We start from the raw sequence: 23,627 nt of genomic DNA, 5'->3' as shown, positions 1-23,627 counted from the left end.
GGATAAGGCGTTTACGCCGCATCCGGCAAGCGCAAGGCACATTTTACCAGCACCGCGAATCCTGCTGAAAGCACACAGCTTTTTCCATCACTGTCATCACTCTGTCATCTTTCCAGTAGAAACTAATGTCATCAAAATGGTGTTTTATAGTTAAATATAAGTAAATTTATTGTTGCAATAAAGGCAAAAACTGTTGTACTTATTAAGTAACAGCGGTAGTTCCCGGCAGTGATAGTCAGTCACTATGGAGATCGCGGATGGTAACGTCCTGTACTGGACAATGTTTTGTTAAGCAACGCTTCACCACTCGCGGAGAGTTCTCCTCCGGTAGTCATCTCGTCACTCTGTATTTTTACCCACTTCCTTTCTTTATTCGTGTTACCGACGCCTTTAACGGTGCGCGTAGCCGTTTTCGGTGTTATCTCCAAAAGCAAACTATGGCTTACAAGGAAGCCAACCCTCTGATGTTCGTGCGCATAATCGCGCTGCCAACGGCGCGTGTGATGAATACAAACAACTCAAGGTGCTCTCCATGGGAAGACAAAAAGCAGTGATCAAAGCTCGTCGCGAGGCAAAACGTGTGCTGAGACGGGATTCGCGCAGCCATAAACAGCGTGAAGAAGAATCGGTCACCTCGCTTGTGCAGATGAGCGGCGTAGAAGCCATTGGCATGGCTCGCGACAGTCGCGATACCTCGCCAATCCTCGCGCGAAATGAAGCGCAATTGCACTATCTGAAGGCTATTGAGAGTAAGCAACTGATATTCGCCACGGGCGAAGCCGGGTGTGGTAAAACCTGGATCAGTGCGGCAAAAGCGGCAGAAGCCCTGATACATAAGGATGTCGACAGAATTATCGTCACCCGTCCAGTTCTGCAAGCTGATGAAGATCTTGGCTTCTTACCTGGAGATATCGCAGAAAAGTTTGCTCCTTATTTTCGTCCGGTCTACGACGTGCTGGTTCGGCGGTTGGGCGCTTCCTTTATGCAATACTGCCTGCGACCGGAGATAGGGAAGGTCGAAATCGCGCCGTTCGCCTATATGCGTGGACGTACCTTTGAAAATGCAGTCGTCATCCTTGATGAGGCGCAGAATGTGACTGCCGCGCAAATGAAAATGTTTTTAACCCGCCTCGGGGAAAACGTGACGGTTATTGTTAACGGAGATATTACACAGTGCGATTTACCTCGCGGTGTGCGCTCCGGATTAAGTGACGCGCTGGAACGTTTCGAAGAAGATGAAATGGTCGGGATTGTCCGATTTAGTAAAGAGGATTGCGTACGTTCGGCACTTTGCCAACGTACGCTACATGCCTATAGTTGAGATTTTTAATGGTACAGAGCCCTGGCGTGGAGTGCACCCCAAAAGTTGGACACTCAGCTGAGTAAGGTGCAGTCCACTTTCATAAGAGCTCTTCTCAAAATATGGCGGTGAGGGAGGGATTGACTCGCTTCACTCGCCCTGCGGGCAGCCCACTCACTGCGTTCGCGGACTGTCCAACTGGCTGTCGCCAGTTGACGAACCCCGGTCGGGGTTTCTCATCCCCCCGGTGTTGTGCAATATGCGAAAAAAAAGCCCGTACTTACGTACGGGCTCTTCTTAAAAGATGGCGGTGAGGGGGGGATTCGAACCCCCGATACGTTGCCGTATACACACTTTCCAGGCGTGCTCCTTCAGCCACTCGGACACCTCACCAAATTGTCGTTCCTGTCTTGCTGGAACGGGCGCTAATTTAGGGAAATCACGGCCTGAGGTCAACAAACTTTTTAAAAAAATAGCGCGTTTATTCAAACTTCAATCAATCTGCAACTTTAATAAGCAAAGTTTGCTTTTTTTACCACCAGCAGTGGATTTGTTATGCTGAGGAGCTTTATAGATCATAATGATAAGCGCGGGTAAATTCCGCAAAACCGCTTTCGGGAGTCAGTATGGATATCATTTTTTATCATCCTGTGTTCGATACTGCCTGGTGGATTGATGCGCTGGGTAAAGCTATTCCTCAGGCCAGAGTCAGAGCATGGAAAACCGGTGATAATCATCCTGCGGATTATGCTTTGGTCTGGCATCCGCCTGTTGAAATGCTGGCAGGTCGTGATCTTAAGGCCGTGTTCGCATTAGGTGCCGGCGTTGATTCGATTTTGAGTAAATTACAGACATACCCTGAAATGCTGAAACCGTCTATTCCACTTTTTCGCCTGGAAGATACGGGTATGGGCGAGCAAATGCAGGAATATGCTGTCAGTCAGGTGCTCCATTGGTTCAGACGTTTTGACGATTATCGAGCGCAGCAAAATGCTTCGCTTTGGCAACCTCTGCCTGAGTATCAACGGGAAGATTTTACTATCGGCATTCTGGGGGCTGGCGTATTGGGCAGTAAAGTCGCACAGAGCTTGCAGACCTGGTGTTTTCCACTGCGTTGCTGGAGCCGTAGCCATAAAAGCTGGCCCGGCGTACAAAGTTTTGCCGGAACTGAAGAGTTAGGAAAATTTTTGAGCCAATGCCGTGTATTAATTAATTTATTACCGAATACGCCTGAAACCGTCGGCATTATTAATCAACAATTATTAGAAAAGTTACCGGATGGCGCATATCTCCTCAACCTGGCGCGTGGCGTTCATGTGGTGGAAGATGACCTGCTCGCGGCGCTGGATAGCGGTAAAGTTAAAGCGGCGATGCTGGATGTTTTTAATCGTGAACCTTTACCGCCTGAAAGCCCGCTCTGGCAACATCCACGCGTGACAATAACACCACATGTCGCAGCCATTACCCGACCCGTTGAAGCAGTGGAGTACATTGCACACGCCATTACACAACTCGAAAAAGGGAAGACGGTCAGCGGACAAGTCGACCGTGTACGAGGCTACTAATAAACCATACGGATTCCTGCTATCCTTGGCGGGAATTGAATACAGGAGAGAGTTATGTATCCCGTCGACCTTCATATGCATACCGTTGCCAGTACACATGCATATAGCACATTAAGTGATTACATTGCCCAGGCCAAACAGAAAGGCATTAAACTTTTTGCGATTACCGATCATGGCCCTGATATGGAAGATGCACCGCATCACTGGCACTTTATTAATATGCGTATCTGGCCGCGAGTCGTCGATGGGGTGGGGATCCTGCGTGGCATCGAAGCCAATATCAAAAATATTGATGGTGAAATTGATTGCAGCGGCAAAATGTTTGACTCGCTGGATCTGATTATTGCTGGTTTTCATGAACCGGTTTTTGCGCCGCATGATGAAGCTACGAATACTCAGGCCATGATTGCCGCGATGGCGAGTGGGCATGTGCACGTGGTTAGCCATCCCGGAAACCCAAACGTTGTCAACCCACAATAACTAAAATTTTTATTCATCGAATCGTTTGATTGATTAGTGAGCGATTGAACGAAAAAAGATGAAAAAACTTCGAAAAAAATTTCAAAAAAGACTTGACAAAATCAAAAGGTACTGTTCCACGGGTCAAATAAAGGGAGTTTTCGGCACCCCGGTATTTGATGTGCGTGTGAGATTTTAAAACAGGTGCAGTGCAGCCCACCAGCGCGGTCGCTACGCGACTATTAACACCAGCCAATCCCTTTCCCCGCCTCGATCTTTCATCTCGTTATAAAGCGTTTTAGGCGCTCTCCTGAATGCGCAGATCAGATAAATAATTTTACGCAAATTTAATGGAGGATAACCGGATGAAAGAAGAATTAACCCTTACAGAAATTTCCCGCTTATACGGCTATACAATTAACGCCGCTAAGAAATGGCAAGAACGAGGAATGCCATTTAACACCAATACACGACGCGTACCACTCAAGGAAGGGACCGAATGGATAGCAAAAAATATCATCAGTCCACTCAGGGAAACTACTGTCAAGGAACAAATCGACGTAGAGAAATTACGCCGTGAACGTGCTTTAGCGGATGCAGCCGAACGCGAGAACCAGGAAGCAATGAATCTCCTGATTCCGGTCGGATATGTAGAACAGGAACTAGCGGAATATTGCGGGAAAGTGAAACAGACTATTTTGCAGATCGCCACAATCGACGCTTTAGAAATTCTCGAATCTGCAACCGATCAGAAAACGTTGAAGAATAAGCTAAGGGAGATCATCGAGCGTCGTTTAAATGAAGTAGGGGATATGTTCGAAAATGCAGAATTAGGTGAAGACGAGGACGAAGAAGAATTGCCATTAATGGATGAACCGGAACAAGAAGAATCAGAAGAAGACGATGAATTCGATGTGTCCTAAAAAATAGATACTAAATATATATGAAGGGTGTTGAATGGGTCAACGTCTACGGGGGATGTCCTCCCCCGCTTAACTTTTCTGATTTGAATTTTTAGAGGATGTTTGTCTAACTAGAGGCAAAATACTAATGGCTACTTTCTTAACTTATCTCGTGATCATCGTTGTTCTTTCTATCGTTTCTGCTTTCAAACTGTCTACCAATGAAAAAGAACGTTGGGAATTGTTTTTAGGCGCGTTTTGTGGAATTGCTAGTTTGTTTGCGATTGTCGAAGTAATTTCCTTTACGGTGGATTGTCTGGCGATGTTCTTATTTGATTTTAAACCGACTTCATCAATTCATGTGTTGTTAATCGCATTTTGGTTTTACTGTCTGTTTGTCGTTTTGAATCACATTTTCAAGCGTACTAAATAATAGTGTAATCTGCCTTTTCTCCTTATGGTTATTAACAGGGGATCTTCTTTGAGGATTCCCGATTAAAAGCCATAAAACACAACTCCAGTACAGTGTTTTCATAGTCAGTGATCTATACAACATAAAAACATAACAAGTATAGATTGAGTATTAATCCTCCCGCCTCGAAAGGGGCGGTTATTTTCTGGCTTTAAAGAATAATGTAGCATTATGTTCATTATAACCTCATCTTTGTTGTGCAAACCTAACCTAACTATAGGGAGTCTCTTAAATGGGACTCCCTTTTTTATGCAACAATCCGAAGTGTAGGTTTCTTGTGTTGTGTAGGTTTAGTTTCATTTCGCCATTCAGGGAATACATGATCCATCATAACCGCATTAGTCTCATCAATCAGCTTTAAGGACTTTCTCAACGCCTTATTATCAGCTTTAAGTGATTTAATCTCTGATTCCATCGCTACCATTCTTTCTTTCATTTTGGTAATTTCTAACATCAGATTACCCAGAAATTCTTTGTTTTGATTCATCATAGATTCACCCTCGATTAAGCTGCGTATGCGTAGGCGCTGTAGTTAGTGTCATAGATAGCGTCATGCAGTGCCATCTGTGCTTCTCGGATCTCGTCTTCGTTTACTTCAATATCTTCTTGTTCTTCTTCGGTATCTTCCCAAGTAGTTTTGAATTTAGCCATAAAGTTATTGCGCAGGGTTTCAAAGTTAGTAACTGGTGCGGATTCTGCTTCAACTTCAACCGGAACTACTACCGGATCAGCTTCTTTCTCGTTTTCCTGTTCTTCTTCTTCTACTTCACCGTTACCCCAGCGATAGTTAAGGAGTTCTTCCAGTTCTTCATCAATGGATTTTTCTTCAACTGCTTCAACTTCAACTACTGCTTCGAAAGTGGTTTCCTGTGCTGCCAGTTCTGCTTTCAGAGATGCGTTTTCTTCTTTCAGGGAAGCAATGCGTGCTTTCAGTGCTTCAACTTCGGAAGATTCAACCACTGCAACTTCTTCTTTAACTTCTTCAACTACTACCGGAGCAACTTCTTTCTGTGCTTCTTTTTTGCAGAAGAAGGAGGAAGTAACCTGTAACGCATGGTTGTAGAAAGAACCGCCTTTAGCGGTGTTAACAGTACCAGAAACATCCTTTACAGTGGATTCAGTAGCAACAGTACGGAAGCGTTTTGCAACTTCCTGGGTCTCTACACCGTATTCGTTACGCTTGCTCTTGTGATGCATTACAGCACGGAAGCCGGAAGCAGTTTTAACAACAGCGAGATAGTAAGTCTCATCAGCTTTAACAGCACGAGCGAAGCAATAAACGGATTCACCTTCTACCAGTGTAGGTTTAACGTGACGTTTGTCGAAACGGTTAGTGATCTGCCATTCGGCACCGTCTTTGATGCCAGCATTCTGACGCATTTCGGTCAGAGTCTTACCGGATACTACTTCAAAGGATTTGTCTTGTTTGCTTGCTTTACCTTCCATAACAGTAATGTTCAGTTTGCCGTTTGCTTTGATAAACATGTTGAAGGTAATGCGCTTAGAATTTTTCATATAAATACTCCTGAATGCTCTGTGTTTGTTTTTAATGTTTCATGCTAAAAGCCTCCTTGCGCCAACAGGGAGGCTTTTTTATTTTTAAAGCCATCATATAATTCTCAGTGAAAAGTGATTAGCAAACTTGAACGTTAATCATCACCTTGATGTCGTATTTTTTCATCAGCTTATAGAATCCGCTTCTATCAATTCCTTCCTTCTTAAAGAAATTCTCGCCGCCTCGTTCAGTATCGCCATAAAAGCGTTTAGCAATATCAACAATCATTTCACGAGTAAACTTAACAGGTCTAGCCATAAGTAGATTCCTCAAATGTGGATTAATAAGGACAATAAAAAGAGCTTTTCGCTCTTGATACTTCTATTTATAAAAATGATTTTCAAAAACCCTGTAAAACCACTGTATATCCGATCAGTGGGAGCACGAATTGCTAAAGAGAAGATTAATAATTAATCAATTCGTACATTATTCAACCGAAAAAGCACTGTATATCTAACCAGTGCTGTATGAATTAACAGTGAATCAGGAGATTTCAGAAGTGAACAATCATTTCATGCATGTATTTATACAAGAGAAATTCTTGCCTATCATCTATATGGGGATTGTTTTGAAAATTTCAACCCCCACCAGTGAGAAAAAGTATAAAATAGTTCTTGACTATTGTCAATACCCATGATCTAGGCGAGAAATGACTATCAAAATTTTTGTGTGAAAACGGCTGATCAGGATTATCAACCTTTATAACCTATTATGGCACGGAGACATTTTGATAATTCTTTTTAAATCATTAACTTACACCGATTTTCGGTGATTTTTTGGTTAAATAATATACAAGAATTTTCTATCAAAATATTTGATGAAAAACCTACACTACAAACCTACACTTTAAAGGGATTGGCCTACACTACACTAGCCAGTAAACCTACACTATAACACCATCAAACCTACACTATGAAACCTACACACCTACACTAACCCTACACTTCAATCTCGTAAGTGTATGATCTTGAAAGAGATTGCACCCCACAGACCATAGAATATAAAACTCGAACTAACGTTCTCCTTTTTGCTCGCTTTCTCTCACTACGTTCAAGAAAGATCTCGCAAAAAGAATACGGCGTAGCCGTGCGCGTAGCGCCCACCAACACCTTCTAAGACCTGCAAGTAGGATTCGAAAGGGATTGGATAGTTCGCTTCGCTCACGTTCACGCCTACGGCGTTCACTCACTTCTGAAAGGATTTTCTTAGAAAGGGATTTAATACTAGATGATTACTAACTGATTCTAGTAAACGAAGTGAGTAATAATCACTTTCTAGAAAGGTATTGGTTATCCCTTCGGGATTGCAACCTTCGGTTGCTAATACTAGTTTGATGATCATTTAATCAAAACGAAGAACTATTATATAATATTATTATAGAAGAAAATTTGTTTTGTATAATTCTTGTTCTAGTACATGAAGGATGGCTTTAGCCAGACTGAATACCAATCACTTCCAAATAGATAAAAAATTCTCGTTATAAATACTAGTGTAATTTGTTTGATTCACTTTCTTTTAGAGGATTACCACTATGATTAAGACTAACACTCCTTTCATTCTTTTAGGTTTTGATACTCGTAGCTACAACAACTTCCATATGCTAGAAGTTTTTGCTCATCGTGGTTATAACATCATTCGTCATTCCGAAGACTCCAATTTCTCAACTGCTTTCTACGCTTTAAAACGAAATGGTCGTCCTACCGTTATTGTTGATTGCTTTGATGATAAGTTCCGTTCTCAATACAACGACATTCCGGCAATTATTGTTCGTGATGACCTGCCTTTTGATGTTCGTGAATATGACGTTGATTTAGGGTCTTCCTACTCTTTAGCCGAACTGGACCAGATTATGGCTGATTACGGTAAAGAAACCGCTCAGGAAGCCCCAGAAGAAGATGAACAAGACGAAGATGACGATGACTATACACCAATCTGTTTATCTTCTCAGAATGGCTTCTACGGCTATCACGATGGCTTAGAAATGCTGTAAGTTAGGTCAACCCTTTGGCGACTTGTCAAGGGGTGTTGACAAATATTTCTGACTTTTTTATGATTATCGCACTTGACAACATTAACCAGATTTGACCTAGATTTGTAAGAGGATTGTTAAATGAAAACCTACACTCGTGAACGTGAAGAAGGAGTAATTGAAACCCGCCGTCGTCGTTATGACCGTAAGTATGGCTGGGTAACAGAAACCGTTGATGTGGAATACAAAGACGAAAGCAAACAACCGAAACGCTCACCGCTTCAAATGGCTTTAAGCCGTATGTGTGCAAACTAATAAGAATTATTTTTCTTATAAATAAAATTGTTCCGGTGGTGATGCCGGAACACGGAGGACCAAATCGCAAAACCGTTTAAGGGGAATTTTTACTATGAATACTGTTAAAACTATGACTACTAAAACTGCTTCTGTGTCTCTGGTTGTTGATAACACCAAACCGCTGACCATGTCTTCTCGTCAGATCGCGGAATTCACCGGAAAGAAACACTTTCATGTAATGCGTGATATTCGTGAAATGCTCGATTCTCTGGGTATTGATCATGCATCCAAAACTGGATTTGTTGAGAAAATCAATCACTTAGGATTCGCTGTTAAAGAACCAGTGTTTCATCTTGACGAAGAACTGACGCTGACTCTTGTCACTGGTTACGATGTTAAGCGTCGAATGATCGTTATCCAGGAATGGAAACGACTGAAAGAAGAGAATGAAAAACTGCGTCAGGAACGTTTAGCTGTTAACCCGTATGCAGACTTTGAAGAAACCGATTGGATCGAACTGGCGTTAAAGAAAACTCGCGAAAATAAAAAGCTGATTGAACTTCATGTTCGTAAATCCGTAGATAGCCATTCAATGACACGTCTGTTAGGCGCTAAAAAGGGCGCTACGAAGGTTAAAGAAGCACTGACGGCCTTACGTACTGCTGGTTACATTGAGCGCGTCTATGATGAAAATAACAAGCCGTGTGGGTATGTTGCTAATGACTCTTCTCTGTCTTTCTGCCGCATGAATGCTCACTACCAGCTTGAGTTTACTGTTGATGTGCTTCCGGTGCTGGTTGAATTGGGTGTTTTGGAAGAAGAACAAAAAGCAACTTTGAATCTTCCTAAGCCGAACAACACTATTCTGATTCAAAATAAAGCGGCTGAACGTCTCCGCCAGAATGTTGGATCACTGGAAGTCTTCGGACTGTGATAATTTTTGCCCCTGAATTTCAGGGGCTTTTTTGTATCTGTAGGTATAAAAAAAGGCCAACCCCGAAGGATTGGCCTAGAGAATCAAATTCCTGTTGCTTCTACCATTTCACCGTCAACCTGAACAAAGAATTTCAAATCAACTTTATGGAGTGATTTGTAGAATTGAGCGATTGAAATACCGTGTTCACTCAATACTTGCTCTTTTTCAGCTTTACCTTTCGGTGCTTGATAGTACGCTTTTACAATCGCTGCCAGTTGTTCACGATCAAAACGGCAAGGACGTCCGCGAGTAGCTTTAGTAGTCATAGTCATTTCTCCAAATTAAAGTGAATGTTCACCTTTATTTAGAGGATTTACATTTTATCGGAAAAAGTTCTCCATCGTCAATACTCATAAAGAACTCAACCTTAATCCCGTACTTCTTCAACCGTGAATAGTATGTACCCCGACTAATATCAACCTTGCGAAGCACTTCAAAGAAGGATTTAGGATCGTTGTAATAGTGGCTGTACTTCACGTTAGCGAGTTCTACAAACAATTCCCTTGTATCACCATATCCTTTCCTGAATGCATCATTACGATGATATGTAACCGCTAGATTATGCAATCTTCCCTGTTTCATCATTTCTCTTACTGGTATCCACTGCATCCGGTAGATTGGACCATCGTCGATTCTGTAAAACCGCTTGATGTCAAAATCAAACCAGTCTCTGACTGTCTGAAATACTGTCTGTGATGTTCTGTGCTTCTTAAAAAATGCTTTTCTGTCGCCACCATATCCGCAATCACGATAAAACTCTATTAAAATCTCTTTCGCTTCTTCGCGGCTAAATCCAGATGTGGTTATATCATTCCTTCCGTGCTTATGCTTGACTGGCAAACGGTATTCATGATCGATACAACAAGAAAAGGCTAATTCTAATTCATCTCTTTGTTGCTGATTAATTAGCATACAACCCCCTTAAATCTTAATACCCGTATTTATCAGAAAATCAACAATTTAATAAATACCTTCATATTTTGTAATGAGGGTATTTGAATGAAACTAATTTCGAACAAAACAAAACTAAAAAGAATTCTTAGAAATGCCGCAAAATATATCACTCCACCGCCTAAACTCCTTCCTTCTGAATGGTGCGAAGCGAATATGGTGCTGGTAGATGGTCCTCAAGCTGGGGATAAAGTTAAATTGCTGTCATTCCAGAAAGGCATGATTGATGCTCCTTTCCTTGAGAACAAGAAAAAGTATGTTCTGATGACCAGTGCGCAGATCGGAAAGACTACCATCCTGAACGGTATCCTGTTTAACCAGATGGCTAACGATCCATGCAATATGATTATCGGACAATCAACCGCTAAAGAAATGTCTCAATATCTCGCGGGTAAGATCCGACCGTCTATCGAAGCATGTGATGCATTAAAAGACGTGGTTACAGACAAGAATGATCGCAATGCTGTTAACAACAATAACCAGCTACAGCTAAAAACGAATCACTTCCTGTACATGGTATCGCTTACCAGTCCATCAACCCTACGTGGTAAGACCGCAAAGGTTGGATTGCTTGATGAAATCGATGCTGCTACAGCCTCAGAAGAAGGTGATCCGGTGGCACTTGCTGCTAACCGTTTAACTACCTTTGGCGATGAAGGTCGATTAGTCGTATCCAGTACCCCGACCAGTAAGCTCGGAAGCATTAACCAGCAATGGTTATCAAGTGATATGCGTATGTTTTTTGTTCCGTGTCCGCATTGCGGGGAACACCAGGTGATCGAGTGGGAAAACGTACAGTTTGAATGGCGTAACATCGATGGTAAGAACTTACCCGATCCTGATACCGCTCGTTATATTTGCCCCCATTGTAAGAACGCCTGGACCGAAGGGGAACGAATCAGGGCAGTAGCACAAGGCGAGTGGAGAGCAACCCGTGAAAGTGAAGTAGCAGGATTCTGGATCAGCCGTCTGTATTCACCTTTCAGTACGATCCGCGCTTGTGTGGTTGATTTTAGTCATGCATGGCAATCCTTTGATTTACAATCATTTTTTAACACCGTGTTAGGAAAGGTATATGATGATCAGGACACTGCCGTAGAAGCCAATGAACTGGAACAACTCAAAACAGATGTTTCTATCGAGAATATCCCTGATGACGTTATTTTCTTATGTGCGGGTACTGACCAGCAATTAGACCGCGCAGAAACTACGATCATGGGCGTGGCAAAGGATAAGATTTATATTCTGGACCATCGCAGCTTTTACGATCATAACTGTGAACGATATGAATCCCCTGTATGGGATAGATTAATCAACTTCCATAAAACCAAATTTACTACCGTGTCGGGTGATCGTGTTCCTATGCTCGCCAGCTTCCTTGATACATCGAACGGTCGATTCACTCAAGCCGGATACCGTATTTGCGGTAAGTGGAAAAATCTTCATGCTATTAAGGGTAGTTCTGCTGGTAACGCTCCGATCATTCCGGTTAAACCTACCCGCACAGGTGGTCATGAATTGCTTATGTTGGGTGTTAACGTGGGTAAAACTGCATTTCGTGAAATGTTGGCTAGGAACCTGAAAGATAATCCTCATATTGGCTTAGAAATATCAGACACCGTTCCTGATGATTACCTCGAACAGCTATTAAGTGAATCTGTCAAGCGTACTACAACTGGTGTGAGATGGGTAAAGAACCCAGGAGTTAGGAACGAGGCGCTCGACTGCGCCGTTTATGCGACGGCTGCTTCTCGCTACGTCCTTTCAAAAATGTCATGGGATAAACTCATTGCAATGAAAGACAGCTTAAACCGTGTTGTCGAAGAATCCGTAGAAGCTCCTAAATCGCAATCTAACGAGCAAATCGAAGAAACTAAGCCAATCCCACGACCACAACGTCAAAACATCGCCAGACGCCCAAATAGAGGCCGTAGCTGGGTAACATCGTTCTAATAACTCGCCGTCCTTCGGGGCGGCATCCCTAAATATTGTTAAACCAATAACAATTAAATAGGGGTAATTATGAGTTTAGAACTAATTCCCTTAGTAATTCGTAAAGGCGAAAAAATCACGCTGGCGAATGAAGAGGGTGTAACAATTCAGGTAGGAAATAATAAAGGTATCATTTATCAGGTTGATGATTCTCCGGCTAATCACGAGATTAAAACTCTCTCGTTTGATGAGGGTAAATATACCATCTTAATAACTTTGGATGAAGAACTAGTGTCAATGCAGCAATTGACTGTATTGCCCGTCTTTGCAAAACAATCCAAAAAACAGTATCTGCGGGAAACTATCGCCTTAATCGAGCAAGTTATTTTCGCCCGTTTATCTGGGGACGAAGCCGCATTATCTGCAATGACCGTGAAAGGGAATACTTTCGCCTATGAGTCATTGGGTGTTCTCCAGCAATTGAAGACTGATTATGAACGTCAGTTATCTAAAGTAATTCAAGCCGAACGACGTAAACAGGGAATTAGCCCGATTAAAAATATCAAATTACGTCTGACGCGATAAGGGGTAAATCATGTTTAATCTTTTTCGACGCAAAAAGGCGGTAGAAACTCCAGTTAAAACTAATCACCGCCAGCAACAACAAAAAATCTTTATCGACAAACAAGTAGACAAGTTCCAAAAAGAACTGAATAAACGTTCTCTGGGCTTAGTAGGTGATCGCATTGATGGATCGCTTCAACAAGACACTATCACAGGAACCTTCAATAAGGCTCTCAAATCGAACGGTAAGCGTCTTTATGATCAGGGTCGTACTCTGGCCTTAAACACTTCCGTAGGCAGTCGCTACACGCAATACATCACTGATATGGTGGTAGGTACTGGCCTAGATCCGAAACCATCTATCGTTAAATCAAACGGCAAACTTGATAGCGCACTGAATAAGCAGATCGAGAATGCTTTCTGGAAGTGGGCGCAGAATGCTAAACGCTTCTCTCGTAACGGTCGCTTTAACTTCCGTGAACTGCTGGTAATGGCTGAACGTGAGCGCGTTATGGGTGGTGAGTGCTTCATCGTTTTAACTAAAGAAAACAATGAGTTAAACGTTTCTATCCTGTCTGCTGATAAGTGCGACTGGACACTCAACCGTGAAGTAAGCAAAGACCGCGCTATCTATCAGGGAATAGAGTATGACGTAGAAACAATGCGCCCTGTTGCATACTGGTTTAGAAAAGTCAACCTACTGACTCAAACCTACACTGGTGATAACTATCGTGTCGATGCTTCGCAAGTGTGTCATTACTATCAGCCCCTGTGCGCCGAGAGTTTGCGCGGCGTGACCGACTTCCTGCCAGTGATTAAGGATATCGCACATCAAGACGCATTCCGCGAAACTGCGATCATCCAGAAACGCATTGCAGCTAGTTCTATGGGCTTTATCGAACGTCCTAAAGACTCTGGCGACGATTTTGATACTGGTGAAGATGAAGAACAATATCAAGCGCCGGAAGTAGTACAGGATTTTGCACCGGGTACTATTCAGGAACTACCGGAAGGGGCAACGATTAAGTCAATTCAGGCTACCCAATCAGGTGATGATTTTAACTCCTTCAATGATGCGATGTTCACTAGCGTATCAATGGGCTTAGGCGTGTTTAAACAGGGCTTGACTGGTGATACTAGCCAGATTAACTACTCAGCCGCACGTTTTGGTGAATTAACCCAACGCACACGAGTTAAAGCACTGCAAAACAAATTAATTGAAACAGTGGTATTGCCAATTTTCGAAGCGTATCTGCGTCATTATTCCGCGCGTGGTATTGTTCCGATTCGTATTACTGCAATTCCGCATATTATCGATAACACTACTATTATTCGTCCGCGTTTTGAATCCGTCGATCCAATTAAAGACGTAAACGCCGAGATTGCTTTAATTGATAAAGGACTTAAATCACGTACTGCTGTTATTCTTGAACGTGGTGATGATCCTGAAAAAGTATTCTCAGAGATTCAAGCCGAAAAGAGCGCACTAAATATTATCGTTAATGGCGAGAGCAAGGATAACCCTTCTCAAGCCGATCCCCAATAACCAACGGGGGCGCAATGCCCCCAATTAATTAAAGGTGATTAAATGCTTAAATTTCGCCGCGATCTTAACGGTTACGGTGGGGTTATTAATGAAGGGCATAATGATCAATACGAATTTGAAATTGCTTTCTCCAGTGAACAGCCTTATCAGCGCCAATTCTGGGATGAGCAAAATCAAGAAATGGTGGTATTAGATGAAATTCTGGTACATACACCGGAAGCGGTTGATCTGTCTCGCCTGAATAATAACGCTCCGTTGCTGTTCAATCATAATTTCGATAATCATTTAGGTGTAGTCTGCGACGCTCGAATCGATGCGGATAACGTAGGCCGTGCTCTGGTTAAATTCTCTAAGCATGGCACTTTGGCTAATGATGTTCGTAATAAAGTCATTGAAGGTACGATGGAAAAAATTTCTGTCGGCTATGACATTAAAGAATATCACATCGATTACGCTAAAGGACAATTGATTGTTACTAAGTGGGCACCCTTTGAAATTTCATTTGTGACAGTTCCTGCTGACGATTCGGTCGGTTTAAATCGCTCTCTAAATACTATCACAGTTAATTTGGAGGCGAAACGCGATATGACTAAAGAACAAATCGAACAAGTTAAAGACGAAGAAGAAAAAGAAGTCGCTCAGGTTGAAGAAACTCCGGTAGAAGAAAATAAAGAATCGGAAGTTGAAGAAACTCAAGAGCGCCAAGTTGAAGAGAATGAAGAAAATGAAAATCTCGAAGACGGAAAAGACGCTGAACATCCTGAAAGTGTTGATGATGATAGTTCAACTGTTCGGGAAGCAGAAGAAATAAAAACAGAAGAACGTGAAGCCGCTCCGGTTGAAGAAGAAAAAATCGAAGAAGTGGCTGAACGTTCCGAAGAAGACGAATTAGAAATCCGCGAGATCGCGCGGGAACTAAATATTGACGACGAAGAATTAAAACGCGCATTGGCAATTAAAGACATGACGCCGGAAGCATTCCGCACTAAGGCACTAAATAACATTACCAATGCTCAACGTAATAACGAACAAATTAAGGACTCTAAAATGGAAAAAACTTTTGACCTGAACAACGTAATTCGCTCTCTGGTAGATGGTGAAGCTCTGGGTGCTAACGAAGCCGAGTTTTCTGCAATGGCTGCTACTGCAACTATGCAGCGTGGTCGTGCTGCTCGTGGTGGCTCCGTATTCGTTCCGGCTGCTGCTATGCGTGCTGCTGCTGCTGGTAACACCAAAGCCGATCTGACTGCTATCACCGACGAAAAACTGATGACTGAATCCTACATCGAAATGCTGATGCCGGAATCTGTTCTGGGTCGTCTGGGTGTGACTGTTTATAGTGGCTTGACTGCTCCGACCGCTATTCCAAAAATGACTAAATCCAGCGTTGATGCTTTCGGTTTCGTTGATGAAAACGGCGCTGCACCGGAAAGCAAAGCTGAATTTGCGAACGTGAAACTGTCTCCTAAGACGTTTGCTGGTGGGAACCCAATTTCGCGCCAGAGCATCAAAACCGTACCCGGAATTGCTACCCTGATCACTGATCACATTAACCAGGCTGTTCGCATCCGCTTGGAACAACTGATCCTGTCTGACAAAGAAAATGCTCGTGGTCCGGCTGGTCTGGTTAAACAACTGGTAGACGGTGGTCGTGTTGCTAAGAAAGCCGCTTTCAGCTACAAAGACCTGTTGAAAGAGATTGCCGCATTGACCGACGCTGGCGTTCCTGCTCAGGCGATCAAGTTTGCTATGAGCGGTGCAACTGCTGCCGAACTGGAATCTACTCTGAAATCTGATCGTGGTGACGCTCAAGGCTTCATTATGGAAAACGGCAAAATTGCTGGTTACGAAGTAGTTACTTCTGGTGTTATTCCGGCAGATCACATCGTTCTGGGTGACTTCTCCGGCATCACTATCGGTGAGTGGGGCGGTCTGGAATTGGATATGGACGACACTACCTACCGTGCACAGTCTGCTATCGTTCCGCGTATCTGGGTAGATCTGGATTATGTTGTTACTCAGCCGGAAGCTCTGAAAGTTCTCCAGATTGGTGCTGAATGAACTGACGTAGAACCTTCTGTACCTTCCCCCGAATTGGGGGAAGAAAATCTGACTCCACCACAGGAAGAAGATTCCCAGACGGTTACGGCGAAAGCCACAAAACGAGGCCGCAAGCCTAAAGAATAATAATTAGCCCTGCCTAACGGTGGGGCTTTTTTGTATGTAAATACTCCATAAAGGGGGTAACTATGTTCAAATTATCAGAATCACAATTAAATCGAATGTTTAAGAGTGCTCCTGTTTTTGTGGTGGAAGGTGGTAAATCAATTCGTGCTTACCATGAAATTACTACTACCGACGAACAAGGGGTAATGACAGAAACAGAATTCTTATTCTGTCGTGAGGGAGATTTAAAGCAAGGTGATATTGTCATTGTAGAAAATCAGCGTTTCAAAGTTCAATACATTAAGCGCAACGGTGACAATACCAGTGATTGCTTTATCACTTTAGCAGGGGGTGCTCATGCTCGCTACCGTTAATAATATGCCACGTCTTAAGATTAAACGTGCTTTACAGGATATTATCGAACAAGATCTAGGTCTGGCTTTAAACGTAGAACAAACTCAAACTGGTTTTAGCGATGACGTGGTGTGTTGGATTACCGGAATGAATGAGACTTACACTAGGGTCCGTGGTGGTAATGCAATGCAAGCTGAATGCGTTATCGAAATGCAGTTATATTCTCAGATTCATGAAACCAAAATTCATGAGGGTATTTGCCAGATAATCCAGATTCAGCCGGATAACCCACGTTTTAAAGATTTAGGCTTCTCCATTTCAGATATAACTCCAGTCGCTTCTAATACCGATTATGACGATGATTCTAGTGATGGGGGTATCGTTGGGACACTTAGCCTTAAATTTTCTTATCTAGCGCGTTTTTAAGGGGTAAAAATGAGTATTACTTATGACAATATGGATATTTTCACCGGATCGCATGTTGAATTATCCATTTCTACGAATATTGATGCTGAACCTAGTTTTTTCGATCCGTCATTCTCTACTGTAGAGAATCTGGCGTCGTTTCCTACCATCTCGTTTAGCAATGAGATTGAGACATTGGAAGAATATAATTCTGATGTTACGGCAAAATTACGCGGTGGACGTAAGATCGAAAATACAAACTTGAGTCTCTATCGTGTCATTAACGATGAACATCAAGAGCTATTAAATCAGGCTGTACTAAGCAAGCAATTGCTCCGCTTCCGAGTGTTTTATGTGATTGACACCGACCAGAATACAAGCGGTCAGACGGGCTATTATTGTGTCTACGACGCCTACGTCACTAGCGCCAAAACAAAGGGCAGTGACACAAGCGCGGTTAGTATTGAATATCGATTAGAACCAGAAGGTGGTGTGCTATTAGACGGGATCGCGACACAAGGACGCGTATTGCGTGAGGGTGATTTTGGTATCGGTGCTGGCGTTGGTGTTTTTCCTGGTGTTATCGATAGCGAATCTCTGACAGGAAACCGATTCGTAACGTATAAGGGAACCGCTAGTTCTAACCCGTTCGGTGCTGACACCACAATGATCAGCCTTCAACCTAACGAGGAAAGCGGATGGCAGCTTACTAGCTCGACGACCGGAAACCCTCGTGTTCGTGTTCGAACCATTCAGAAAAACGGTGCTACCGGATGGTTTAAAGTTTACACATCGGCTGAAAAGCCAACCGCCGCAGATGTAGGGGCAGTGTCACTAACTGCACGCGTTGATTTTGGCGAGTATTGATGAACTCGAACCCTAAATAAACCAGACGTGGGAGGTTAACGCCTCCCTTTTTTTCCGGTTTACATTGAGGTGATTCACAATGCAATCTATCCAATTTAAGCGATCTGATGTCGCGGGTAAAAAGCCGACTCCAGACGCATTAATGCAGGGGGAGATCGCCCTTAACTTAAAAGATCATGTAATCTACACAAAAGATAAAAGCAATGCTGTAGTGCAAATCTCTGTTTCTCCAGAAGCACATGCTACGCTTAATACTAAGGTCGATAATAACAAGAAAACGACCGATGCAACTATTGTAGCGAACAAGACCGAAGCGGCTAATAATCTTGCGGCAGCTAAAACGGAATTGAATAACACTATCAATACTAAAGATGCGGCAATCAATAAACGTGCTGATGGTATCAATACCGCTGTTTTGAACCTACAAAAGACCGTAGCTAATAACAAAACAGATGCAGATAATAAGATCACCGCTTTAACGACGACCGTTACATCAAATAACACCAGCATTAATAAAAAGGTTGATGCGAATAAAACACAAACCGATGCAGAGATCACCCGTTTAGATGGTCGCATTGATGATGCTGTTTTCCGTGGTGAGTTGCCGACTGATGCAAACTTAGATACGTATGGTCCGACTTCTGATTTTGTCGGTGTCTGGGGTAAATCAACTTCAACTAACGCAACCACCGCTTATAGTTTCCCAGAAGATGGCTCGGTTGGTATTTTGGAAGTTTTCACCGCTGGTAACTTTGCTGGAACTCAGCGTTATACCACACGATACGGTAATATTTTTGTTCGCAATCTTTCCGCTCGATGGAATGGTACTAATGGTCCGTGGACACCGTGGCGTAATATTCAGATGGGTACTCGTCCGCTTTCAACGTCAATTGACCTTAATGATTTTGGTGGTGTTGAGCATTTTGGGTTATGGCGAAACGGGTCTACATCAATTGCGTCGTTAGATCGAAACTTCCCAGAAGCAGGGGCAGATGGTCGAGGATTGTTAGAAGTTTTTGAAGGTGGTAGTTATTCCCGTATGCAGCGATATACTACCGTTAACGGTCGTGTGTATATCCGTACTCTCGCCGCTTCGTGGGATGCATCCGCGCCGAGATGGGAAGCATGGAAAAAGGTTGGTCTTTTTACTCCTGCTGAAATTGGCACATACAATAAAGCGGAAATTGATAAGAAAATTTCTGATTTGGATAATGCGCTAGTATCTAAACCTATTCAGCCTTTGCCGGATGTATGGATACCGTTTAATGATTCTCTGGATATGATCACCGGATTTTCTCCTAGTTACAAAAAGATTGTAATTGGCGAGGATGAAATTACTATGCCGAGTGACAAGACCGTTAAATTTAAACGCGCATCAACTGCCACTTATATCAATAAATCTGGTGTGTTTAGTGTCGCTGGAATTGATGAACCGCGATTTGAAAAAGACGGCTTATTGATTGAAGGCCAGCGAACTAACTATTTTACTAAATCTAATATCCCGTCAGAGTGGGCGGCATCCAGTAACATTGACAAAAGTTTAACGGGTGTCGATGAGTTTGGATTTACTTATGCGAAGATGAAAGTTAAACCAGCTTTAGTAGGTCAAACATCTGCCATTAACTTGCACGCATGTAGTGCATCTAAGGGATTTGATGCAAGCGGCGACGAAAAATATTCTACTATTTCTTGTCGAGTAAAAGCACCGGAAGGTATTCGAGTACGCCTTCGTTTTGAAAAATACGATGGGTCGGCATACACATTTTTAGGTGATGCTTATCTAACCCCAAGCACAATGACAATTGAAAAAACTGGTGGTGCTGCTAACCGTATAACAGCAAGTGCCATTAAAGATCCGGTCACTGGTTGGATATTCTTTGAAGCAACACTACAAGCGATTGAAGGTGAATCCCTTATTGGTGGCATGATTCAATATGCACCGAAAAAAAGTGCTGGAACCGAAGCCGAAGACTATGTTTATTTGGCTACGCCGCAATTTGAAAATGGTGGGTGTGCGTCATCTTTTATTGTTACTACAACCACACCAGCTACCCGCGCTAGTGATATGGTGACGATCCCGACCGAAAACAACATTTACAGTAAACCGCTTACATGTCTGGTTGAGGTTAATCGAAATTGGGGTGATATTCCTCCGAACGTAGCACCACGAATTTTCGATTTCTCCGGTGTTCCTCCGATTGAATCCATTACATATGCATTCAACACAACCGAGAAATATTACGGTCAGCTTTATATGCAGACTTATAAAGAATCAACTAGCACTTATGTTAGTAGTGTGTTCACTGGTCGAACTGATGTTCGTAAATTTGTTGGCGGTTTTAACGTTTATTCTAACGGTACTAAACGCGTGGTTACTAATGGTGAAGCTACCGGAACAATGAAAACTGAATGGACGGGCGTTAAGACTCGAACATTTATTCGAATTGGTGGTCAAGCTACATCGGGAACCCGTCATTTATTCGGTCATTTAAGAAATCTCCGTCTATGGCATAAAGAATTGACTGATGCACAAATGAGGGAATCAGTATAATGAAAGATTTAACTTTGAAGTTTCAAGATAAACAAGAATATAAAAAATTCTTAGAATACATCGATTGGGAAAATAACGAAACATTACAAGATCAGATCCTGATTGATGTAATTGGATATTACTTCGATGAAGTCGGCAGAAATGCCGACGATGAACCAATTTACAAGCGCCGTGATGGTTATTTTGTAAATATTAGAATCTTAGATGATAAGCTGGACGCATCACCGTTTACCGGAAATGTAGTGAACCTTGATGCTCCGCTTCATGAATGGGCTTAAGGGGTGAAAGATGGCGAGTGTAACGGTAATTCCAACCGATATTAATAATTTAAAAGCCGATATGACTACGGCTAAATCTGATATTAGCACAGCGAAAACTAATATCACCACTTTACAGAATGATGTGAAGACAGCGAAATCAGACATTAGCACGGCAAAGACTAACATCACGACATTACAAAATGATGTAAAGACCGCTAAAAGTGATATTGCCACCGCTAAAACCAATATCACTAACTTGCAAAATGACGTAGGCAAACTGAAAACAGATCAGGGAACTTTGGCGACCAAGACCTATGTTGATGGTAAACGTGAGGTTTTAGGTGATTGGGACGCGACCAAAAAAGATACAGCATTACCCGCAACTGGTACGGTATTTGGTGGTAAACATCGTTCCGTCCATAAAACGGCAGACGCAATAGACGTTTATACGGAATTCTACACCCGAAAAAACGTAGACGGCGACCAATCTCTAATGGCGCGTTTACATGTTTATGAAAAGGGTAAGGCTTGCTGGTGGGATTTTAGTACCCTGTATGGTGGGACAATGATTTTCCCCGGCACGTCCGGTTATCTGAAAATGGGTAACTGTCTCATGTCTTACGGAAACCGTAGTAGCAACTCCCTGATTAAATTTGATTATACCGATTCATTGCAAATCAAATATGCCAATCATGGGTCAACCATGACAATAAACACACAGGGAACCGCTCACGCTGGTGTTACTGCTAGTTTGTGGGGTAACTCTACCCGTCCGGTTGTTTATGAGGTTGGTGCTGATGGTGGCGCTTATATGTTCTATGCGCAGAAAAATACCGACAACACCTATATGTTAAGCGTTAATGGTGCATGTCATGCCACCGCATTTAACCAGCATTCCGACCGAGATCTGAAAGACAATATTCAGGTGATCGATAATGCAACCGACCGCATCCGTAAGATGAATGGCTATACCTACACTCTTAAAGAAAATGGCATACCTTACGCTGGTGTTATCGCGCAAGAAGCCTTAGAAGCAATCCCAGAAGTTGTAGGCTCTGCAATGAAATATCAGGATGGTGGAAGCGGGTCGAAAGGGGAAGAAGGCGAACGTTATTACACAGTAGATTATTCCGGTGTTACTGGCTTGCTTGTTCAAGTTGCCCGTGAAACTGATGATCGAGTAACGGCACTAGAAAACCGAATCGCACATTTAGAAACTCTCATCACTAAATAATAAAAGTCGGGGATGCAATATCCCCGTATAAGTTCATCTATTTTAAAGGGGTAATTATATGTCTCAGATTAATGATATTTTCACTGGTAGTCAGATTGGCATTTTCTATCATTCTGATACCAAAAATACCGATCTTGCGCACGAAGGATACGAAGAAATTAAAGAGTGTGCTGGATTCCCGGAAACTGGCGTAGAACGTAGCACAATTGAAGTAAAATCATTCTCTTCTCAGTACAACCGAAAACTTGTTGGTAAGATGAATGTTTCCGACCTGACTCTTTCCGTGAATTATATCCCGTCAGATCCAGTTCATACTAAATTGGATGCTGCCGCAGAAGCTGGTACTCGCATTCAGATTAAGGTCGAGTATTACATCGACGCTACCCGCAAAACTGGTATTCACACCGCATTTAACGGCTTTATTTCTAAAGCTACCATGCAGGGCGACGATGACTCAGTAGTCACCAAAGAATACACCTTTGTAGTTGATGGTGCTCCGGTTAAACAAGCCGTTTTCTCTGCTGAATAATAAAATTAGCCATCCTTCGGGGTGGCTTTTTTGTTTCCAATTCTAAATAAACATATCTAATTAACTTAAGAGGAAACAATAATGAATCTGAATGAAATGCTGAAAGCTCTTTCTCCGAAACGCGAATCTCTAACCATCGGTGGATTCACTTTCTATGCTCGCCCTATGTCAGTAAAAGAATTTAACGAACATGTTTTCAATACTGATAAAGAAGACCGTGATGAACGTTCTATTCTTCGTTGTATTGAAGATGAAGACGGTAAGCCAGTATTTGAATCTATGGAACAAGTTAAAGCACTGTATACTAACGTCCGCAGTGAATTAATCGGCTTAGTTGCTCAAGCGTCCTTGATGCAAGATCCGGCAGTAATTGAAAGCGAGGTAAAGTAAACCCGCTTCTGAATTTCTATTTTCGGCAAATGATGCGATCGGGGCTTAGTAAAGATGAAATGGATAATATGCCAATCACTTTGTTTTGGAAATTATACATTTTCGACACCTACTTAGAACCACAAAGCCCCGCGTTTCAAGATATGCAGAATGCAATGTTGCAATATTCCATGTATATGACATCGCAAGGAATGACACGCGAAACTGCAAAGAAACTCAAGCCTAGCCAATTCCAATTAATTAGAGAAGAAAAACTCTTTAAAACTAAAGAAGAACTGGAAGAACTTGCACGCAAGAAAGAAGAAGAACGTAAAGCTGCAACATTGAGCATGTTCGATCCATCTTTGCTTGAGAAACTCAGAAGCGCACATACGGGGTAATTT

General features: G+C 42.5%; 25 protein-coding genes, 1 tRNA gene and 1 pseudogene. 21 read left to right on the top strand and 6 right to left on the bottom strand.

The features are described from left to right. The first annotated feature begins 532 nt into the window (after positions 1 to 532). Positions 533 to 1,321, top strand: a complete 789-nt coding sequence (gene phoH, locus HEN21_RS09460) for a phosphate starvation-inducible protein PhoH (RefSeq protein ID WP_016158041.1) — start codon at positions 533 to 535, stop codon at positions 1,319 to 1,321. Positions 1,322 to 1,605: 284 nt separating this feature from the next. Here the strand turns inward: phoH and HEN21_RS09455 are convergent. Next, positions 1,606 to 1,693, bottom strand: a tRNA-Ser gene (locus tag HEN21_RS09455). A 233-nt stretch (positions 1,694 to 1,926) separates the two neighbouring features. Here HEN21_RS09455 and ghrA point away from each other — a divergent pair. The 4 genes and pseudogenes from ghrA to HEN21_RS09435 all read left to right on the top strand — a co-directional run bounded on the left by ghrA (position 1,927) and on the right by HEN21_RS09435 (position 4,659). After that, entirely contained in the window at positions 1,927 to 2,865 is a 939-nt protein-coding gene (gene ghrA / locus HEN21_RS09450; RefSeq protein ID WP_176252290.1) for a glyoxylate/hydroxypyruvate reductase GhrA, read from the top strand. A 54-nt stretch (positions 2,866 to 2,919) separates the two neighbouring features. Further along, positions 2,920 to 3,324, top strand: a pseudogene (locus tag HEN21_RS09445) (PHP domain-containing protein); the annotation flags it as partial. Positions 3,325 to 3,689: 365 nt separating this feature from the next. Next, positions 3,690 to 4,247: a hypothetical protein gene (locus HEN21_RS09440; RefSeq protein WP_176252291.1), complete on the top strand. Its 558-nt coding sequence runs from the start codon at positions 3,690 to 3,692 to the stop codon at positions 4,245 to 4,247. A 127-nt stretch (positions 4,248 to 4,374) separates the two neighbouring features. Beyond that, positions 4,375 to 4,659, top strand: coding sequence for a hypothetical protein (locus HEN21_RS09435; RefSeq protein ID WP_069722514.1), 285 nt, complete (start codon positions 4,375 to 4,377; stop codon positions 4,657 to 4,659). Positions 4,660 to 4,945: 286 nt separating this feature from the next. Here the strand turns inward: HEN21_RS09435 and HEN21_RS09430 are convergent, their stop codons facing one another. The 3 genes from HEN21_RS09430 to HEN21_RS09420 form a co-directional block, all read right to left on the bottom strand. Beyond that, positions 4,946 to 5,188 carry a hypothetical protein gene (locus HEN21_RS09430; RefSeq protein WP_069722513.1) on the bottom strand — a complete coding sequence of 81 codons (243 nt, stop codon included), beginning with the start codon at positions 5,186 to 5,188 and terminating at the stop codon, positions 4,946 to 4,948. Between the two features lie 14 nt (positions 5,189 to 5,202). Beyond that, positions 5,203 to 6,213 (bottom strand): hypothetical protein, encoded by a 1,011-nt coding sequence (locus tag HEN21_RS09425; RefSeq protein ID WP_176252292.1) that lies wholly within the window; start codon positions 6,211 to 6,213, stop codon positions 5,203 to 5,205. A 118-nt stretch (positions 6,214 to 6,331) separates the two neighbouring features. Further along, on the bottom strand, positions 6,332 to 6,511 hold the full coding sequence (locus HEN21_RS09420) for a hypothetical protein (RefSeq protein ID WP_069720741.1): 180 nt from the start codon (positions 6,509 to 6,511) through the stop codon (positions 6,332 to 6,334). A 1,273-nt stretch (positions 6,512 to 7,784) separates the two neighbouring features. Between HEN21_RS09420 and HEN21_RS09415 the strand changes: the two genes are divergently transcribed. The 3 genes from HEN21_RS09415 to HEN21_RS09405 all read left to right on the top strand — a co-directional run bounded on the left by HEN21_RS09415 (position 7,785) and on the right by HEN21_RS09405 (position 9,453). After that, positions 7,785 to 8,243, top strand: coding sequence for a hypothetical protein (locus HEN21_RS09415; protein ID WP_176252293.1), 459 nt, complete (start codon positions 7,785 to 7,787; stop codon positions 8,241 to 8,243). A gap of 120 nt (positions 8,244 to 8,363) precedes the next feature. Then, the gene (locus HEN21_RS09410; RefSeq protein WP_176252294.1) at positions 8,364 to 8,537 is read left to right on the top strand and encodes a hypothetical protein; all 174 of its coding nucleotides are present in this window, start codon (positions 8,364 to 8,366) and stop codon (positions 8,535 to 8,537) included. 94 nt (positions 8,538 to 8,631) lie between these two features. Further along, positions 8,632 to 9,453 carry a Rha family transcriptional regulator gene (locus tag HEN21_RS09405; protein ID WP_176252295.1) on the top strand — a complete coding sequence of 274 codons (822 nt, stop codon included), beginning with the start codon at positions 8,632 to 8,634 and terminating at the stop codon, positions 9,451 to 9,453. Between the two features lie 83 nt (positions 9,454 to 9,536). On the opposite strand, the gene HEN21_RS09400 is transcribed toward HEN21_RS09405, so the two are convergent. Next, positions 9,537 to 9,761, bottom strand: coding sequence for a hypothetical protein (locus tag HEN21_RS09400; RefSeq protein WP_000208373.1), 225 nt, complete (start codon positions 9,759 to 9,761; stop codon positions 9,537 to 9,539). A 34-nt stretch (positions 9,762 to 9,795) separates the two neighbouring features. Next, a complete protein-coding gene (locus tag HEN21_RS09395) occupies positions 9,796 to 10,407 on the bottom strand; it encodes a hypothetical protein (RefSeq protein ID WP_176252296.1) in 612 nt (203 codons plus the stop codon). Positions 10,408 to 10,494: 87 nt separating this feature from the next. Here HEN21_RS09395 and HEN21_RS09390 point away from each other — a divergent pair, with 87 nt between their 5' ends. From HEN21_RS09390 to HEN21_RS09330, 13 genes are all read left to right on the top strand, one after another. Then, positions 10,495 to 12,399 (top strand): terminase gpA endonuclease subunit, encoded by a 1,905-nt coding sequence (locus HEN21_RS09390; RefSeq protein WP_176252297.1) that lies wholly within the window; start codon positions 10,495 to 10,497, stop codon positions 12,397 to 12,399. A 69-nt stretch (positions 12,400 to 12,468) separates the two neighbouring features. Continuing rightward, on the top strand, positions 12,469 to 12,963 hold the full coding sequence (locus HEN21_RS09385; protein WP_176252298.1) for a hypothetical protein: 495 nt from the start codon (positions 12,469 to 12,471) through the stop codon (positions 12,961 to 12,963). A 10-nt stretch (positions 12,964 to 12,973) separates the two neighbouring features. Beyond that, positions 12,974 to 14,488, top strand: a complete 1,515-nt coding sequence (locus HEN21_RS09380; RefSeq protein ID WP_176252299.1) for a phage portal protein — start codon at positions 12,974 to 12,976, stop codon at positions 14,486 to 14,488. 42 nt (positions 14,489 to 14,530) lie between these two features. Further along, a complete protein-coding gene (locus tag HEN21_RS09375) occupies positions 14,531 to 16,549 on the top strand; it encodes a phage major capsid family protein (RefSeq protein ID WP_176252300.1) in 2,019 nt (672 codons plus the stop codon). A gap of 188 nt (positions 16,550 to 16,737) precedes the next feature. Further along, the gene (locus tag HEN21_RS09370; protein ID WP_089590824.1) at positions 16,738 to 17,028 is read left to right on the top strand and encodes a hypothetical protein; all 291 of its coding nucleotides are present in this window, start codon (positions 16,738 to 16,740) and stop codon (positions 17,026 to 17,028) included. Next, positions 17,012 to 17,434, top strand: a complete 423-nt coding sequence (locus HEN21_RS09365; RefSeq protein ID WP_052994784.1) for a hypothetical protein — start codon at positions 17,012 to 17,014, stop codon at positions 17,432 to 17,434. The genes HEN21_RS09370 and HEN21_RS09365 overlap by 17 nt, the downstream gene beginning before the upstream one ends. 9 nt (positions 17,435 to 17,443) lie before the next feature. Then, on the top strand, positions 17,444 to 18,280 hold the full coding sequence (locus HEN21_RS09360; RefSeq protein WP_176252301.1) for a hypothetical protein: 837 nt from the start codon (positions 17,444 to 17,446) through the stop codon (positions 18,278 to 18,280). 79 nt (positions 18,281 to 18,359) lie between these two features. Continuing rightward, complete coding sequence (locus HEN21_RS23040) at positions 18,360 to 20,831, top strand: pyocin knob domain-containing protein (RefSeq protein WP_286192458.1); 2,472 nt, start codon at positions 18,360 to 18,362, stop codon at positions 20,829 to 20,831. After that, positions 20,831 to 21,109: a hypothetical protein gene (locus HEN21_RS09350; protein ID WP_176252302.1), complete on the top strand. Its 279-nt coding sequence runs from the start codon at positions 20,831 to 20,833 to the stop codon at positions 21,107 to 21,109. Before HEN21_RS23040 ends, HEN21_RS09350 begins: the two co-directional genes overlap by 1 nt. A gap of 208 nt (positions 21,110 to 21,317) precedes the next feature. After that, positions 21,318 to 22,325: a tail fiber domain-containing protein gene (locus HEN21_RS09345; protein WP_404864661.1), complete on the top strand. Its 1,008-nt coding sequence runs from the start codon at positions 21,318 to 21,320 to the stop codon at positions 22,323 to 22,325. 58 nt (positions 22,326 to 22,383) lie between these two features. After that, positions 22,384 to 22,854, top strand: coding sequence for a hypothetical protein (locus tag HEN21_RS09340; protein ID WP_176252303.1), 471 nt, complete (start codon positions 22,384 to 22,386; stop codon positions 22,852 to 22,854). Positions 22,855 to 22,935: 81 nt separating this feature from the next. Next, positions 22,936 to 23,244 (top strand): cytochrome, encoded by a 309-nt coding sequence (locus tag HEN21_RS09335; RefSeq protein ID WP_176252304.1) that lies wholly within the window; start codon positions 22,936 to 22,938, stop codon positions 23,242 to 23,244. A gap of 59 nt (positions 23,245 to 23,303) precedes the next feature. Continuing rightward, entirely contained in the window at positions 23,304 to 23,624 is a 321-nt protein-coding gene (locus HEN21_RS09330; RefSeq protein WP_250845874.1) for a hypothetical protein, read from the top strand. Positions 23,625 to 23,627: the final 3 nt, after the last annotated feature.

This window comes from Escherichia sp. 93.1518 (genome assembly GCF_013368915.2).
Lineage (GTDB): Bacteria > Pseudomonadota > Gammaproteobacteria > Enterobacterales > Enterobacteriaceae > Escherichia > Escherichia ruysiae.
This window is presented reverse-complemented; position numbering and strand designations above follow the sequence as displayed.